12 protein-coding genes are annotated in these 16,129 nt (G+C 43.2%); 5 read left to right on the top strand and 7 right to left on the bottom strand.

Annotated elements, in window-relative coordinates; translation table 11 throughout:
* The first annotated feature begins 25 nt into the window (after positions 1–25).
* On the top strand, positions 26–265 hold the full coding sequence (locus K1M91_RS09825; protein ID WP_232801579.1) for a hypothetical protein: 240 nt from the start codon (positions 26–28) through the stop codon (positions 263–265).
* A gap of 119 nt (positions 266–384) precedes the next feature.
* Here the strand turns inward: K1M91_RS09825 and K1M91_RS09820 are convergent, their stop codons facing one another.
* Positions 385–1,266, bottom strand: coding sequence for a helix-turn-helix domain-containing protein (locus K1M91_RS09820; RefSeq protein ID WP_232801578.1), 882 nt, complete (start codon positions 1,264–1,266; stop codon positions 385–387).
* A gap of 455 nt (positions 1,267–1,721) precedes the next feature.
* Positions 1,722–2,756, bottom strand: coding sequence for an erythrose-4-phosphate dehydrogenase (epd, locus tag K1M91_RS09815; protein ID WP_232801577.1), 1,035 nt, complete (start codon positions 2,754–2,756; stop codon positions 1,722–1,724).
* A gap of 76 nt (positions 2,757–2,832) precedes the next feature.
* On the opposite strand from epd, the gene K1M91_RS09810 reads away from it, so the two are divergent.
* The 4 genes from K1M91_RS09810 to K1M91_RS09795 all read left to right on the top strand — a co-directional run bounded on the left by K1M91_RS09810 (position 2,833) and on the right by K1M91_RS09795 (position 10,245).
* Entirely contained in the window at positions 2,833–6,195 is a 3,363-nt protein-coding gene (locus tag K1M91_RS09810; RefSeq protein WP_232801576.1) for a transporter substrate-binding domain-containing protein, read from the top strand.
* 140 nt (positions 6,196–6,335) lie between these two features.
* The gene (locus K1M91_RS09805) at positions 6,336–7,064 is read left to right on the top strand and encodes a glutathione peroxidase (RefSeq protein ID WP_232801575.1); all 729 of its coding nucleotides are present in this window, start codon (positions 6,336–6,338) and stop codon (positions 7,062–7,064) included.
* A 110-nt stretch (positions 7,065–7,174) separates the two neighbouring features.
* Positions 7,175–8,623, top strand: a complete 1,449-nt coding sequence (locus K1M91_RS09800) for a dihydrolipoyl dehydrogenase (protein WP_232801574.1) — start codon at positions 7,175–7,177, stop codon at positions 8,621–8,623.
* 296 nt (positions 8,624–8,919) lie between these two features.
* Positions 8,920–10,245 carry a hypothetical protein gene (locus K1M91_RS09795; protein WP_232801573.1) on the top strand — a complete coding sequence of 442 codons (1,326 nt, stop codon included), beginning with the start codon at positions 8,920–8,922 and terminating at the stop codon, positions 10,243–10,245.
* A 41-nt stretch (positions 10,246–10,286) separates the two neighbouring features.
* Here the strand turns inward: K1M91_RS09795 and K1M91_RS09790 are convergent, their stop codons facing one another.
* The 5 genes from K1M91_RS09790 to ubiD form a co-directional block, all read right to left on the bottom strand.
* Positions 10,287–11,303, bottom strand: a complete 1,017-nt coding sequence (locus tag K1M91_RS09790; protein ID WP_232801572.1) for a 2Fe-2S iron-sulfur cluster binding domain-containing protein — start codon at positions 11,301–11,303, stop codon at positions 10,287–10,289.
* Between the two features lie 211 nt (positions 11,304–11,514).
* Complete coding sequence (locus tag K1M91_RS09785) at positions 11,515–13,308, bottom strand: choice-of-anchor I family protein (RefSeq protein ID WP_232801571.1); 1,794 nt, start codon at positions 13,306–13,308, stop codon at positions 11,515–11,517.
* Between the two features lie 153 nt (positions 13,309–13,461).
* Positions 13,462–14,157: an NAD(P)H-flavin reductase gene (gene fre / locus K1M91_RS09780; protein ID WP_232801570.1), complete on the bottom strand. Its 696-nt coding sequence runs from the start codon at positions 14,155–14,157 to the stop codon at positions 13,462–13,464.
* Between the two features lie 15 nt (positions 14,158–14,172).
* Positions 14,173–14,436, bottom strand: coding sequence for a 2Fe-2S iron-sulfur cluster-binding protein (locus tag K1M91_RS09775; protein ID WP_232801569.1), 264 nt, complete (start codon positions 14,434–14,436; stop codon positions 14,173–14,175).
* A gap of 17 nt (positions 14,437–14,453) precedes the next feature.
* On the bottom strand, positions 14,454–15,938 hold the full coding sequence (ubiD, locus tag K1M91_RS09770; protein ID WP_232801568.1) for a 4-hydroxy-3-polyprenylbenzoate decarboxylase: 1,485 nt from the start codon (positions 15,936–15,938) through the stop codon (positions 14,454–14,456).
* Positions 15,939–16,129 lie beyond the last annotated feature (191 nt).

Here is a 16,129-nt window from a genome sequence, read left to right as displayed (position 1 = left end):
TAATATAGTTAAATTTGGAGATACAATGAAAGTTTTAAACGAAACGCAACTAGAAGTGGTTAATGGTGGTGGCTGGTGGGTACACAGAAAAGATGACACTAATAGTAGTGGATATTGCGTAGCTGATAAAAAAGAAGCTGACAGACATGTGGAAAACAACAACCGTAATGATCCTGGCGCTGATGGAAAGGATAAATGGGACGCTTCTATCGGTTGTAGTCCGGAAAAGCAGAATAAGGAAGCTGAAGATAAGCAAAATGGCTAAGTTCCATAGAGACTATTAAATAGTAAAATTCGAGCCTTATACCTTTATACATATAAAGCTCGAATTTTACCTTAATGATGTTTGTAAATATTGACTATTTTTTACACCACTAAAACCTATCACGATAAAAAATCATCGATCATAATTAGTAAATCGTTTAGCACCATATCACTAGGAGCCAGCCTTTTTATATAGGCATAGCGGCTTAAAAAACGGACACAGTACTCACCGTACAAGGTGTCATGCATTAAGATAACGGGGACGATATTAGAAATTAGCTGAGTACGAAGCACCAGTTCATGCTCAAATTTAGGTGTGTTTTGTGCTTTTTCAATCCGCCTGTACCTTTCTTCACCAATGAAAAGAGTGTCTGCTAAGCGCTTCTGACTTAGCCCAATACATCCTCTTAGCCGCTTCAGGTTTGCGCCGTATGCAGCATAGAATCTTTCTAGGATCTCAGCTTCAATATCCAGTTCACTATAGTTATCCAGTCGTTTCTCTACTAACGCGAGGTGACACATAGGCAACTGGTTAGAGGATTCTGCATGCTTTTGTGCATACTTAGCCAGCTTTTCAAAACTGGAAAAGCCGAGTTTGCTCAATCCATTTTGCAGCTTGAGAGATTTTTCATCGGATATCACATCCAGCTTTATAAGTGGCTGATAGGCCGTGTTCTTAAATAGCAGATAGGGATGCACAGCAAAAATGACATTCCAGCGTGCTATCTCATGGGCAGGCACTTTGGCTTTACCAATCTCCCACGCGTTGAGTTTACTGGGCAGTATATTGAGTCGTTTTGCCAGCGCACTTGAGGTCTTAAAACCTCTTAGTTTGCGGGTGCTTTTAAGGTTAACACCTACTGTTTGTGCCACATCCCGTGACAGTTGATTGAAGTTAAGTGACGCATTAAAACTAAAATTTTCCTTAATGACTTGCTCAAAGGCTTTATCTCTTTCCGGGGCCGTTAAAGAGAAAAAGTCGTAGAGTTTTCTTCCATCCATTGGTATCGGCTCTTGATTTTAGGGAGCGCGTTATTATAAGGATCGTGATAGATGAAAAAAGTTAAATATCAATATATATTATGGATATAAACACATAGAATTTATATTTTCATTATGCAATTGCACAGGCCGTCAACTCCTGATACTGGGTGATGTTGTTCTGGTCTAATCCCATCGGACACTTAATTTTAAGACAATATCGTCAATAGATTAAGGAAATGATATGAGCCTGAAAAAAATCACATAAAAGCTATCCTCAAGATTTTAAGGATGAAGCTGTTCTGAATATTCCACTCGCGATTGTTTCTTATTACCACAAGAGCAACCTGCACCAACCACTATCGAGTTTTGAATAGACTAACAAGACGGGCACTTTTTATATTCAATAAATATAGTGCCTTAATCGATGGCGTTTAAGGGCTAATTTATTTATGTCACTGCATGGTTTATTTATGTCAAACTATGGTTTCATTTACACTCAATGGCGAAAAGTGCATCGCCAGCGCGGTGTCTAGCATACGATTTGCAAAGCCCCATTCATTGTCACACCAAACCAATGTTTTCAATAAATTACCGTTACTTACGCGAGTTTGAGTGCCATCAATAATGGCACTGTGAGAGTCATGATTAAAGTCAACGGAGACCAGCTCAGCTTCGCTATAATCAACAATACCTTTATAAAACGAGCTGGTTTGCTGCTGCAACAGCTGATTTACCGCGTTAACGTCTACTTGTGTTTTTAAGCTAACACTCAGATCCATCGCGGTGACATTTATAGTAGGCACCCGCACTGCAATCGCTTCAAATTTATCGGCAAACTCAGGCAGAATACGCTCAATTCCCCTAGCTAGCTTGGTATTAACAGGAATAATTGAACTACTGGCAGCACGTGCGAGACGCAAATCAGAGTGGTAAGCATCAATTACTTGCTGGTCGTTCATTGCCGAATGAATAGTAGTGATAGTGCCTGACTCAATGCCAAAGGCTTGATGCAGTAAATTGATCACTGGCACAATACAGTTTGTGGTACACGAGCCATTAGACACGATGCGGTCGGCTTGGGTTAAGCTTTGATGATTCACGCCATAAATAATGGTGTGATCTAAGTCTGCCGCCCCAGGATGTGAAAATAACACCTTGCCTGCCCCCGCATGAATGTGCGCTAAACCATCGGCGCGGCTGCCAAATTTACCAGTACAATCGAGCACAATATCAACGTCTAAATCGTGCCATGGTAGTAGCTGAATATCGGCTTGATGAAAGATAGCTATCGAATGTTCTGCAACATAAAGATGTTGTTGATCAAAGTCGACTGACTGCTCAAAACGGCCATGGCTGGAGTCATATTGCAGCAAATGAGCCATCGCTGCTGGTGTAGCCAATTCATTTATCGCGACGATTTGAACTTGCTGGGTATAATTATTTTCATATAACGCCCTTAATACACTACGTCCAATACGGCCAAAACCATTTATCGCTATTTTTAACATTCCCCTACCTTAACTAATCAAACGCAACTCGCCAGCACACCTTACTTAATCTACTTGTCACAATAAAGTGTGAACTTTGTCTATATCAATTATTGTGTGTATATTGAATAATCAGCGCGGTTTATTTTTACTTTACCTTTTAGGTGCTTATTTATTGTTTTACTTAGTCAGGTTCACTCAATTCACCTTGCTAGTTTGTTGCTTTATTAGCAGCTCGGCTAGCTATGCTAATGATTTAAAACTGACACCTGAAGAAGAAGCATTTCTGACCGAACACCCAGTGATCCGAGTGTCGAACGAAACCGACTGGCCCCCTTTAGATTTTGTGGATAATCAAACCCCGGCAGGCTATTCCATTGATTATCTAGATATCATCGCCGATAAAATTGGAGCTAAGTTCGACTACGTTAATGGTTATAGCTGGTTTCAATTACTGGAACAAGCCAAAGCGAAAGAAATCGATTTAATGCATGTGGTGGCCGATTTACCTGAGCGGCAAGATTTTTTATTGTTCAGCAAGCCTTATTTTGAGCTTCATTCCGTCATTGTTACCTCCCCAAATAACGCTCATCTATCTCATTTAGCCGCACTACAAGATAGAACCTTAGCGGTTATTTCGGGCTATTACTCCACTAAATTTATTGCTAAACACTACCCGAATATTAAGCTGCTTAACGTCGCCTCTCCGGTGGAAGCTTTACGCGCAGTGGCTACCAATAAAGCTGATGCATACATTGATAATTTAGCCACGGTCAACTACCTAATCGAAAAGCATTTACTGGCAAGCTTAGTTGTCGCGGGCAGCGTTGATGTTTCTGAAGGTAAAGCCGAGACCCTACACATAGGGGTGCGTAAAGATTGGCCGTTACTCCATAGCATCATCAATAAAGCGATGGCCGAGATAAAAGAAAGTGAACTGATCGCGTTAAGAAAAAAATGGCTCGGTGAATTCGATAAGCTATCCCAAGCAAACGCCCTTAATTTAACCCAAGTAGAGCAAGACTATTTAAGCACATTAGGTATTCTTTCGTTATGTGCAGATCCCGACTGGATGCCCTACGATAAAATTGATGAGCAAGGCCGACATCAGGGACTTTTTGCCGACTATATTCAATTGATCAGTAAACGCTTAAAGCTGGATATCCTTCTTAAACCAACAGATAGCTGGCAAGCAACACTTGATGAAGCTCAAGCAGGCAATTGCGACCTTATTTCAGGTATTATTAATACCCCACAACGCCAGCACTACCTTAATTTTAGCCAGCCATTTCTTAGCTCCCCCGTTGCTATCATTAGCCAAAGTGATGCCCCCTATTTCACCTTAGAGCAGCTCAATGGTAAAACATTGGCACTCGTTGAAGGCTACTCGGATGAGGCAGAAATCACCAGAAGTTACCCCGAAATAAACATAAAACGCTATAAAGATGTGAGCGCAGGATTGGTAGCAGCCGCTACTGGCGAAGTAGATGCTACTTTAGGCACGTTGTTTGTTAGCCTGTATCACATCCAAGCGCAAGGTTTAGCAAACTTACGCTTGCACGGCTTTACTCCATTCAATAACCACTTCAGCGTCGGTATTGGCCACAAAGACCCTATACTAACGAGCATTATAAACAAAGCGCTAATCAATATAGCACCAGAGGAACACATAGCCCTACGTAAACAGTGGCTTAGTACCAATGATGCGCAACACAACTCGCAGCTGATTGAGAACAGCTTAAAAGCGGGTTTAGATATTGAGTTTAATAACGAGCTATTTACCTTAGAGCAGCAAGCTTATCTAAGCCATAAGCCTTGGATTACCATGTGTGTTGACCCAGACTGGGCTCCCTTTGAATGGATAGATCAACAGCAACAACATCAAGGTATCGTGGCTGATACTATCAAGCTTTATGAAGCAAAGCTTGGCAAGCAATTTAAGTTGATACCCTCGCGCAACTGGACGCAAACATTAGCCAAAGCAAGACAACGAGAATGTGACATCATTTCAGCTGCCGCTAAAACACCAAGTAGAGTTAAATACTTAGATTTTGGCGAAGCGTTTATGAAGCTACCAGTAGTGGTGGTAACCCGTGAGCTGCCCTACTTTATTGGTAACCTAGGGCAGATAGAGGGGGAGCCAATTGGGGTTGTTGCTGGTTACTCGCTTATTGAGTTAGTAAAAGAAAAGTACCCTAGGGCTAACATTGTTGAGGTCCGTAATGTGGAGAAAGGCATTGAGATGGTCTCCAGTGGCGAACTTTTCGCTTTCTTGGATACTGTGGCCTCGGTAAGCCATGTAATTCAACAAGGTAAAATCAGTAATGTAAAGATCAACGGAGCCACAGGCTTAGAGTGGTCTATTGGCGTCGCCACCCGTAATGATGAACCACTGCTGCGCGAGATATTTGATATCGCAACTCGCGATATCAAACCCACTGAGCACGACGAAATATTTAATCGATGGATTAATATTAAATACCTATATGAAGGCGACTATCGCAAGCTGTGGCCTATTGCACTCTCATTATTCGCTTTACTGAGCTTATTCATCTACTGGAACCGCAAGCTAAGCGCCTTAAACAGAAAAATAAACAACTACTTGGATATCATTGACCACCATGTACTCAATTTAAAAATTGATACCAATCAAAATATTATTGATGTCAGCGATGCCTTTTGCCAAACCATAGGTATCGCCAAATATAAACTGTTAAACAGTGACTTCAGGTTGTTATACGACAACATCAATTCAGAAGAAACAGAAGACAGCTTTTTTAACGCCATACAGCAGCAGCAACATTGGCAAGGTGAATTCAGCTACCGTTATAAGAATAATCAAAAGCTCACTACCCAAACCTTTCTCTCACCACTCAAACGAGGTCATCAAGTGATCGGTTTCAGTGTTATCCAGCAAGACATTACTGACAAAAAACGCATTGAAAACATCACTCGCATTGATGAACTCACAGGTTTATTTAACCGCCGTCATTTCAATGAGATTTTTCCAAAGGAGTTAGCCAGAGCTAAGCGAGATAATAAGCTGTTTGGATTTATGATCATCGATGTTGATAATTTCAAAGCCTTTAATGACACTTATGGCCACCCGAAAGGAGATCAAGTATTGATCGACTTGGCGAAAGCACTAAAAAGCAATCTTCACCGTGCCTGTGATTATGTTTTTCGCCTTGGCGGCGAAGAGTTTGCCGTGATTGTTTCTGGAGCCGTTCTCGATAGCGACATATCCGACATTGCCTATCGCCTAAAGGAATCTGTTGAAGCATTGCAAATTACCCATGTTCGTAACCAACCTTACGATATTATTACTATCTCCGTCGGAGTAAATATTGTTCATTTTGATCAAGATATTGACCAAGAAACTATTTACCAACAAGCCGATGACGCCCTTTATCAAGCCAAGGGCCACAATCGTAATTGCGTCCTACTGGCCAAACAATAAAACAAAACTATCGAAAAATTAAAGTTAATAGCCAATAGCTATTAAACCCATTGTTCTAAACCATTTCTCAAATACCAAACTATTATCCATAATAGCTTCATCAAAACGACAAACCTTTTACGAAATACAAGGAACACAATATGTTAGACAATAAAGAAGGCCAATCAGTACCTCAAGTTACATTTCATACTCGTGCTAACGATGCTTGGGTTGACGTAACTACTGACGAAATTTTCAAAGGCAAAACAGTGGCAGTGTTCGCACTACCAGGTGCATTTACGCCAACTTGTTCATCAACGCATTTACCACGCTACAACGAGCTAGCGGGCGTATTAAAAGAAAATGGCGTTGACGAAATCGTATGTATTAGCGTTAACGACACATTCGTCATGAACGCATGGTTAGCCGACCAAGAGGCTGAAAACATCCGTGTTATTCCAGACGGCAACGGTGAATTCAGCGCTGGCATGGGCATGCTTGTTGATAAAGATGACCTTGGCTTCGGTAAGCGCAGCTGGCGTTACTCGATGCTGGTTAAAGACGGCATCATCGACAAAATGTTTATCGAGCCAAATGAGCCTGGCGACCCGTTCAAGGTGTCAGACGCTGATACTATGCTGAACTACATTAATGCCGATGCCAAAGCGCCAGAAGCCATCAGCGTTATCACTAAGCCAGGTTGTCCTTTCTGTGCTAAGGCTAAGGCACTATTAAAAGAAAAAGGCTTAGTATTTGAAGAGATTGTATTGGGTAAAGATGCTAGCAGCATCACCCTAAAAGCCATCAGTGGCCGCACCACAGTGCCACAAGTGTTTATCGCGGGTAAACACATAGGTGGGAGTGATGAGCTAGCGACTTACTTCGCTTAATCAGCAACACTTAGGGCGGTAAACCCGCCCTTTACTAATCTAGCTTTTTTCCCTGATTTTATTTAATCGGCAGTGAATTCAGGCAAACAAATTCCACTTATGAGGTTGTTATGAAAATTAAACAGTTAGATGTAGCTATAATCGGTGGTGGCACAGCAGGTTTAGCAGCCTATCGTTCAGCCAAAGAGTCAACAGATTCAGTAGCCATTATTGAAGGCGGTCCATTTGGTACAACCTGTGCGCGGGTAGGCTGCATGCCAAGTAAACTATTGATTGCCGCAGCAGAAAATGCCCATCAATATGAAAAATCTGCCGCTTTTGGTGTTCACTTAGGCAAGCCAAATATTAACGGTAAAGAAGTAATGAAACGTGTACGCGATGAACGCGACCGCTTTGTTGGCTTTGTACTGGAATCCGTTGATAGCATTCCCGAGTCAGATAAAATTCAAGGTTACGCTAAGTTTGTCGACGAAAACACCTTACAAGTAGGTGATGACTTACAAATTAAAGCAAAACGCATTGTTATCGCAACAGGCTCTCGCCCTAGCTGGCCGGCCCCTTGGAATGATTTGGGCGATCGTTTGGTGGTAAATGATGACGTATTCAATTGGGACGATTTACCTGAGTCGGTGGCCGTGTTTGGTCCAGGTGTGATTGGCTTAGAGCTAGGCCAAGCATTACATCGCTTAGGCGTGAAAGTGATCATGTTTGGTGTTGGTGGCCAAGTGGGCCCATTAACCGATCCCGATGTGATGGCTTACGCCTATAAAACCTTTGCCGATGAGTTCTACTTAGATGCTGATGCTAACGTTTCAACAGTGCAGCGTGAAGGCGACAAGGTTTATATTAAATACACAGATAAGCAAGGGGTCGAGCAAGAAACCTTAGTGGATTACCTAGTTGCAGCCACGGGCCGTCGCCCTAATGTAGATAAAATAGGCCTGGATCAGCTCGACATTCAACTAGATGAAAAAGGCGTGCCGCTTGCTGATAAATACACCATGCAAACCTCGATACCGAACATTTTTATCGCAGGCGATTCCAGCAATCAAATTCCATTGCTACATGAAGCCGCCGATCAAGGCAAAATTGCTGGCCACAATGCCGGTGTTTTTCCAGATATTCGCGCCGGCCTTCGTCGCACGCCAATTGCTGCCGTGTTTAGTGACCCACAAATTGCTATGGTCGGTGAAAGCTACCGTGAGATTGAAAAGCGCCTTGGCAGTTGTGGCTGCTTTACCACAGGTGAAGTGAGCTTTGAAAACCAAGGCCGTAGCCGCGTGATGTTAATAAACAAAGGCCTATTAAAAGTGTACGGCGAAAACGGTACAGGGCGTTTTTTAGGAGCGGAAATGACCGGACCTAATGCCGAACATTTAGCACACCTACTGGCTTGGGCTCATCAAAATAAAATGACCGTGGCACAAATGCTCGATATGCCTTTCTACCACCCAGTAATAGAAGAAGGCGTAAGAACGGCATTACGTGACCTCAACTCGAAATTACATTTGGGACCAGAAATGACGCAAATGTGTATGGAATGTGGCCCAGGCTGTTAGCCCGTATATACCCTTGCTACTTGAAGCTGCAACGGAGTTGGCTAAGCTCGTTCACCTCAATCACATAGTTTATCTATGCTCATGGGAGTTGCTCACTTGCCGCCTACCTGCAACTCCAAGTAGTTTGGATATAGTTATTGCTACACAAAGCTTCGTCACGCTGACGGAGCTTTTTATTATCTAAACTGCTGAAACTTGTTCTACCTCATCAAAACACTTTCCACTGGTTGACAGAGAGCCAAATACCCTGAAAATATGACGTTAATTTTATTTATTATTCACAGGTATCCGTGGCAATGAAAATTTATCAATTTGGGCTGTTATTTGCAGCGCTTTCTCTCACAGCATGCGGTGGCGGAGATCCGATTAATTTATCAGGTAAGCCTGTTGATGGCGGCAATCCAACTACCCCCATCGAGCCAACGGCCGAATTAAAAGTAGCGATATCCAGTAGCCCCCATGCCAGCACGTTAGTAAAGTGTGTTAAAGCACAAACCCGCGCGGACTCATGCTCCCTTAACGAGCTGTCGTTTATTTATAACGAGAACCCCAATCCGACGATTGATGACATAATGAATCGCCTAGTCGTGTCTGATGATTGGATGATTAACCGTTTTCGCGATATGTTAACGGATAACAATATGCCTAATACCATCATGCCACTGTTCCAAAGTGTGCGCGCCATTGTAATTAGCTCTGATGTTCGTCCATCTTATTTTACTCCTTACTCAGGCGCTATCTATCTTGATCCAGACTATTTATGGTTAACCAATGCCGAAAAAGCCACTATTAAGAAAGAGGATGATTATCGCGCAGCATATGCGAAAAAATTCCAATTTTTAGCCACCGAGCGTTTTGTTTTTAACAATACAACTATCTCTGCGCCAGGCTCATTAAGTGATAAAACGGAGCGTAGTTTAGGTGCGGCGCTACCTGAGTTTGCGGGATTATTATTTCATGAGTTAGCCCATGCCCGTGATATTTATCATGACTCTTTTATGGTTACTTTGACCCCCTCCGATAAAAAGTTGTCAGAAATTTATCATGACCGCGACACTCCCCAAATGAGTGACCAAGTATTTGTTAGCACCTATAAACTAACCAATTCCGATATGCAGGCAATCTCTCTCAATCTCTACGGTGGGGAAGAATCTAAAGATAAAGACCAACAAGCAAGAATATTAACCTACACCGCAGCAGAGGTCGGTTCATTACTTGAGCGAGAAGGGGCTAATGACCAATACGCCTACTACAAAACCGAAGAAGATTTTGCCATGCTATTTGAAGAAAGCATGATGAAAAAACACTTTAATGTTGATCGTGATGTTGCGTATTTAGAGGTTCCTGACATCACCGACCCTAAATGTGATGATTACATTATCGGTTGGGGTCAACGCAATCGTATTGCAGCAAGTGAAGTGCGCCCACGCGCACTGGCCGTAGTGAAAAAAGCACTAGCCAATGCCAGTGGCACTGACTTAATAGAAGTAGAAGATTTTTTCAATCGCTTAGGCTCGCCGACCACCTTGCCATTAATTGGCTACTGCTCGGCCATTAATCCAAATAGCCGCAGTCTAAGTAACAGCGACTATGACCCAATGCAAGATATTATTCGCTACTAAGTGGAACACTTAAACAATGAGCCCAACAGGGTTTAACTAAATTATGCGGCCTTAGTTGGCCGCTTAATTTTTCTCAAATCTCGATAATCAAAGGGATCAATAAATACATTTTCAATCAACGCGCCAGCTGTTATCACTGCTTCTTTGGTTGCTCGAACCATTGTCGGCTCACCAAACAAAAATACCTTAAACGCCTGTAAATGGGCAAAGCGCGACAAAGCTAATTGTGCCATATTACCTTGAAAATAGCCTGCTGGTAGCTCATCCCTAACCCGAGTCTGATCATCAATACAGGCTCGATAATGAAAATTATCGACCGCTTCATCCATGGTCATTAACTGCTCATGAAAATACAGACCATCAAGGTTATGACTGCCATGGTAAAGGTACACTTGTCCCTTAAAGCCAGAATCAAGAGCATCTCTAATGACACCTAAAGCGGGAGCCAAAGCACAATCATTGGCCACCAGTAAGATGTTCATGTTATTGGGGGTAGTGCGATAAAAAGAACGACCATAAGGCCCTTGAATTTCCAAACAGTCGCCCACTTGAGCTTCATCAAATAGCCAATTACTAAGGGTACCGTTTTTCATTCGTTCAATATGAAATTCCAATGCACCTGCTCGTGAAGGCAGGCTAGCAATGGAATAACTGCGTGTTTCGCCGTCATCACGACGAATATTCAAAAACTGCCCTGCGTGGTAATAAATAGGATTGGCAGGCTCAATCTCTAACAAACACACCTTATTGTTGAGTAGACGTTTTTGCGTTATCACCGCTCGCCCGAGAAAATCTGCACGCTTACCAGAAGTGACTTCAATATCTGTATCGCAAAATGCACAACAGGTTTTAAAATAGTCTTGCATTGCAAGCGCCTCTCTTAAACCCTGTCGAGCTTCACTATCTACTTCTCCAGATATTTTTTGGAGAATACAGCTTTGGCAAATGCCCGTTCTGCAAGAATGAGGGATCTTTAACCCAGCAGCTAGCAGGTTATCCAATACAGAATGACTAGGATCGAGCGGATAGGTCTGGCCGTTAAAGATTATTTTTTTCATCGGAAACCTTAAGCAACAACATCACTCCAATCAGCTTTTAAATAGCAAACCGAGCAGTATGAATGCGTACATTCCTTTATTCAGTTGTGACTTAAGGTATAGGGGATAAACTCGCCTTGAGCGAGACAAAAAAGTCAAATTAATAACAAAAAGCCACCCTGTTTTAAGGTGGCTTGACGTCTTTTTTAAGCTTACTCGCAAATTCAGAGGCTTATCTCAGTTCGTAAACAGAGGTCGAACCACTAACTTCATTGCCTATAATTAGCAATGGTTTGCCAGTTGGGCTATCACCTTTGCTAACAAACGCCATGCCTTCTGGCCCAACATCGCCCGCCGCTTCTTTTGTTGGATTCTTAGTGAAGTCACGGTTAAGGGTATAGCTAACAAATTTTGCTTCTGCTGGCGTGGTAATATCGTAAATCATAAAGCCACCAACACGCTCCAACCCAATAAAGGCATAAGTGCGGCCATTAATTTCACCTAACGTCAGTGCTTCAGGCTCAGGTCCTTTGGCGCTTGAGCGGTCATTTTTCTTATGATTTTGCGCGCGGTCATTACTGGCGTTGAAGTTTTCACCCACACGCTCGGCAGTAATACGCTCAAAGTCGCTGCCTGAGTCGAACACTTGCTTACCATCTGCAGTCCAAATTGAAAACGAACGGGCGCCGTAAGAGTAGAAAGTGTCGTATTGGCCTTGGCTATTTTTACCTAAGGTATTAGTGATCTTTAAACGACCTAACTGCTCTTCTCCTGTCATTTTGGCTAGCTCAGGGCTAAACTGTGCTTTGCCAACTAAGTCTTCAACGCGAACTTCTTCATTGAATGATAAACAACCGTCATCTTCATCCCAGTCCAATCCGCCTTGGGCTTCACATTCTTCTTTAGTGGCATCAAAGAAATATTCACGCGCATCACCTTCGTTAGCGGTCACCACAAAGTGCTGACCATTAACGGTGTAGCTGGCCACGGAATCGGGTTGATACATCCCCACCACATGCGGCCAAGGCTGGATATTGATTTTGGCTTTACCGTTTGCAAGAACCGTACCTTTGATTGACTCAATATTATCGCGATCATTCAAGTCTAGGGCATTTTCTGCTTGGCTATAATCTTTGTAGCCTAAGCTAATCAGTTGCTTGATTTTGCCGTTGGCTACATCAACCACCGCTAATCCATTGTTTTCTTGCAGTGAGACAAAAGCCGTGCTGCTGTCTTTGGTCACCGAAATATATTCAGGCTCAAGATCTTGCGCCAAGCTCGATGCCACACCTTTCATGCTTTTACCGTACACATTTAAATCAGCTGGTACTTCAGCAGCACGCTTACCGCCTTGATTAAAGTCAGTAAAGGCCAGCTCAAGGGCTTCACTTGGCTGACCATTATTAACTTTAATCAACGATATAGAGCCTTCAGGATCGACATTATAATCACCAGACGGTTCTCCCTCATTAGCCACTAAAGCGGCTTTGCCATCTGGGGTAAAGGTGATCATATCGGGTAAAAAACCCACTCTAACAGCTTTGATAAAAGTGATTTTCTTATCGCTGCCAATTTTATAAAACGCCGCATAACCACGACCTTGACGCTTATTGCCCTTACCGTCACCTGCTTCAATCGCAACTGCGAGTAAGTCGCCTGAAACAGCCACACTGTTTGCAGCGCCTGCCAATTTATTAGCCACATCATGCTTAACATCTAATGTAGCCACTTTAGGTAGATTGTTTAAGGTCAGCTCATCAGCCACTTTAGCTTGGCTCGATAACTTGCTGGCATCAAATACATCAATTGCACCGCTTTGTGCATTGACCACAAAAATTTGTTGGCTGAGCTTGTCAAAGCTAACAATTTCAGCAGCGCTAGCATCAAACACACCAGAAGCGTGACGTGCTATTAGTGCTGGCTTAGGCGCGGAGTCAAGAGAAACTTCAGTGGGAGCTGCCGCCGTTGCTTGAAATGCCAAAACCAGGCTGCTAGCTAATAATGTTGTGGTGCCCTTAAAGTTCATGGTTTTCCTTTTTATAGTGATAATAATAAAATAGCGCTAATGCTAAGGAAAACAGTTTACATTAAGTTTCACTTTTTGTGACAGTAATGTGACAAAAAACCGAGCAATCTTAGCTAGATCTGCTCGGTTTTAGATGTTTAAGAAGAGAAAATATTATTTAATAAATTCAAACGCATCACCGTACAGATGCGCCTCTTCAATACCTTGTTGGCGGAAGTCTTCACGTGCTGCGCCTGACATTTCAAAGCGGCCAGCAATATAAACGTCATAACCTTCTAAACTAACAAAGTCTTCAAGAACGGCTTTATGTACTAGGCCGGTTTTGCCACCTGCAACTGCGCCATTTTCTACTACAGGGATATAGGTCAGATGTTCATGTTGCGCTGCTAATGCTGCTAGCTCTTGATGATAATAAAGGTGCTCTGGCTGCTGCGCGCCCCAATAAATAAACATCGGCTGTTTATTGGCGGTGGTTAGGCTGTATTCCAAAATTGATTTAGCGTAAGAAAAGCCTGTGCCACCGGCAATTAAGATTGCTGGACGTGTAGATTCTTCTCGGTAGTAAGCTTTACCTGCCGCAATTTCTACTGTTAGCTCACCTGTTTGTTTTACTTTTTCAATCACTTCCATCGCATAAGGGTTATGCTCAGAGGCACCGATGTGCAACTCAATTAAGCCAGTTGTTGGGCTGTTAGCAATTGAAAAAGGGCGTTTGTCCTTTTCACCCATCACCACTGTCAAATATTGGCCTGCAATAAATTCAGCTGGCTCAGTGGTTTTTAATACCAGCTTATAAACAAAGTCAGTGAACTGTGACAGTTCTACCAATTTACAACTATATGATTTCATAACATTTCCTAAAGCTTAAAGCTTTATTTCTAAATCCGTTAATGGCTTAGCCAAACAGGCATAAGTCCAGCCTTTGGCTTGCTCTGCATCTGTTAGCCAAGGCTCCATGGCACCGTATTCCACCTCGCCCTTAGTGCGTTGGCACAAACAACTTTGACAGCCGCCCGTGCGACAACGATAGGGAAACGGGATCTGCTGGCGAATGGCCGCCGCTAAGATGGTTTCATGCTCGTTGATATCAAATTCTACCCCATCAGGCAGCAATCTGGCTTTAAACATTTAACAATCTCATAAAATTAATCACGCTTTAACGGCGTGTCGATTTCTAACTCATGCCAGATGTCGTCAATGCGCTTTGTGACTTTCGGGTCCATGACGATGGGCTCACCCCATTCTCGATTGGTTTCACCCGGCCATTTGTTAGTGGCATCTAAGCCCATTTTTGAACCTAGGCCAGACACAGGTGAGGCGAAATCAAGATAATCAATCGGCGTATGATCAATAAGCGTGGTATCGCGCGTCGGATCCATCCGCGTGGTAATTGCCCAAATCACATCGTTCCAATCACGAGCGTTGACATCATCATCACAAACAATCACAAACTTAGTGTACATAAACTGACGTAAGAATGACCAAACGCCTAGCATCACTCGCTTAGCATGACCAGGATATTGCTTCTTAATTGTCACTATCGCCATGCGATATGAGCAACCTTCAGGCGGTAAATAAAAGTCCACAATTTCAGGAAATTGCTTTTGAATAATAGGAACAAACACCTCATTCAATGCCACCCCTAAAATTGCCGGCTCATCGGGCGGACGACCGGTGTAGGTGCTGTGATAAATCGGATTTTCTCGCATCGTGATATGGGTAACGGTAAAGACCGGGAACTCATCCACTTCATTGTAATAACCCGTATGATCGCCATAGGGCCCTTCTGGCGCCATTTCGTCAGGGTATAAGTATCCCTCTAGCACTATCTCAGCACTGGCGGGAACCTCTAGATCATTTGAAATACTTTTAACTACTTCGGTGCGGCCTCCGCGCAATAAGCCTGCAAAAGCATATTCACTCAAGGTATCAGGCACTGGTGTAACCGCACCTAGGATGGTGGCAGGATCGGCACCTAAAGCCACTGACACAGGGTAAGGCTGACCGGGGTTTTGCTGCTGAAATTCACGAAAATCCAGCGCCCCACCACGATGGGACAACCAACGCATAATCAGTTTGTTCTTACCTAATACTTGCTGACGGTAGATACCTAAGTTTTGACGTTTTTTATTTGGTCCTCGGGTAATGGTTAAACCCCATGTCACCAAGGGTGCCACGTCGCCAGGCCAACAGCGCATCACAGGTATTTTGGTTAAATCAACATCGTCGCCCGTTAATACGATTTGTTGGCAAGGTGCTTTAGAGAGCTTTTTCACCGGCATGTTAAGCACTTGCTTAAAAATTGGGATTTTCTCCCATAGCTCTCTTAGCCCTTTTGGTGGCTCTGGCTCTTTTAAATAAGACAACCAAGTGCCGACATCACGCAATGCGGTAACATCTTTTTGCCCCATGCCCAAGGCAACCCGCTCAGTGGTGCCAAATAAATTCGCCAATACAGGCATATCGTAACCAATTGGGTTCTCAAACAATAATGCTGGGCCGCCTCCCTTTAACGTACGATCCGCTATTTCAGTCATCTCAAGATTAGGGTCGATTGGCTGGCTGATCCGCTTCAATAGGCCTTGTTGCTCTAATAAAGCAATAAAATCACGTAAGTCTTTATATTTCATATGGGGCAAACCTGTTTGTCAGAGACGGGTATTATACTCAATCCACTTGAAGATGCATGTTTCAGAGCGCCGCCGTGTTTTCAGTACTAAGCAAGCTAACGCAGCAACCTAGGCCTTCAAGATGCGAACGGAGAAACATTCATCATGCTTTGAGATAAGCAGCCTAGTACGATTCAACGGCGTAAATAGTC

It is taken from the genome of Motilimonas sp. E26 (assembly GCF_021278025.1).
In the GTDB taxonomy this organism is placed as follows: Bacteria; Pseudomonadota; Gammaproteobacteria; order Enterobacterales; family CBDFNC01; genus Motilimonas.
This window is presented reverse-complemented; position numbering and strand designations above follow the sequence as displayed.

Bases quoted from the DNA above. Each gene is read 5' to 3' on its own strand.
- K1M91_RS09825 (WP_232801579.1), top strand. From the start codon at position 26: ATGAAAGTTTTAAACGAAACGCAACTAGAAGTGGTTAATGGTGGTGGC.
- K1M91_RS09820 (WP_232801578.1), bottom strand. From the start codon at position 1,266: ATGGATGGAAGAAAACTCTACGACTTTTTCTCTTTAACGGCCCCGGAA.
- epd (WP_232801577.1), bottom strand. From the start codon at position 2,756: ATGTTAAAAATAGCGATAAATGGTTTTGGCCGTATTGGACGTAGTGTA.
- K1M91_RS09805 (WP_232801575.1), top strand. From the start codon at position 6,336: ATGTTAGACAATAAAGAAGGCCAATCAGTACCTCAAGTTACATTTCAT.
- K1M91_RS09800 (WP_232801574.1), top strand. From the start codon at position 7,175: ATGAAAATTAAACAGTTAGATGTAGCTATAATCGGTGGTGGCACAGCA.
- K1M91_RS09795 (WP_232801573.1), top strand. From the start codon at position 8,920: ATGAAAATTTATCAATTTGGGCTGTTATTTGCAGCGCTTTCTCTCACA.
- K1M91_RS09790 (WP_232801572.1), bottom strand. From the start codon at position 11,303: ATGAAAAAAATAATCTTTAACGGCCAGACCTATCCGCTCGATCCTAGT.
- K1M91_RS09785 (WP_232801571.1), bottom strand. From the start codon at position 13,308: ATGAACTTTAAGGGCACCACAACATTATTAGCTAGCAGCCTGGTTTTG.
- fre (WP_232801570.1), bottom strand. From the start codon at position 14,157: ATGAAATCATATAGTTGTAAATTGGTAGAACTGTCACAGTTCACTGAC.
- K1M91_RS09775 (WP_232801569.1), bottom strand. From the start codon at position 14,436: ATGTTTAAAGCCAGATTGCTGCCTGATGGGGTAGAATTTGATATCAAC.
- ubiD (WP_232801568.1), bottom strand. From the start codon at position 15,938: ATGAAATATAAAGACTTACGTGATTTTATTGCTTTATTAGAGCAACAA.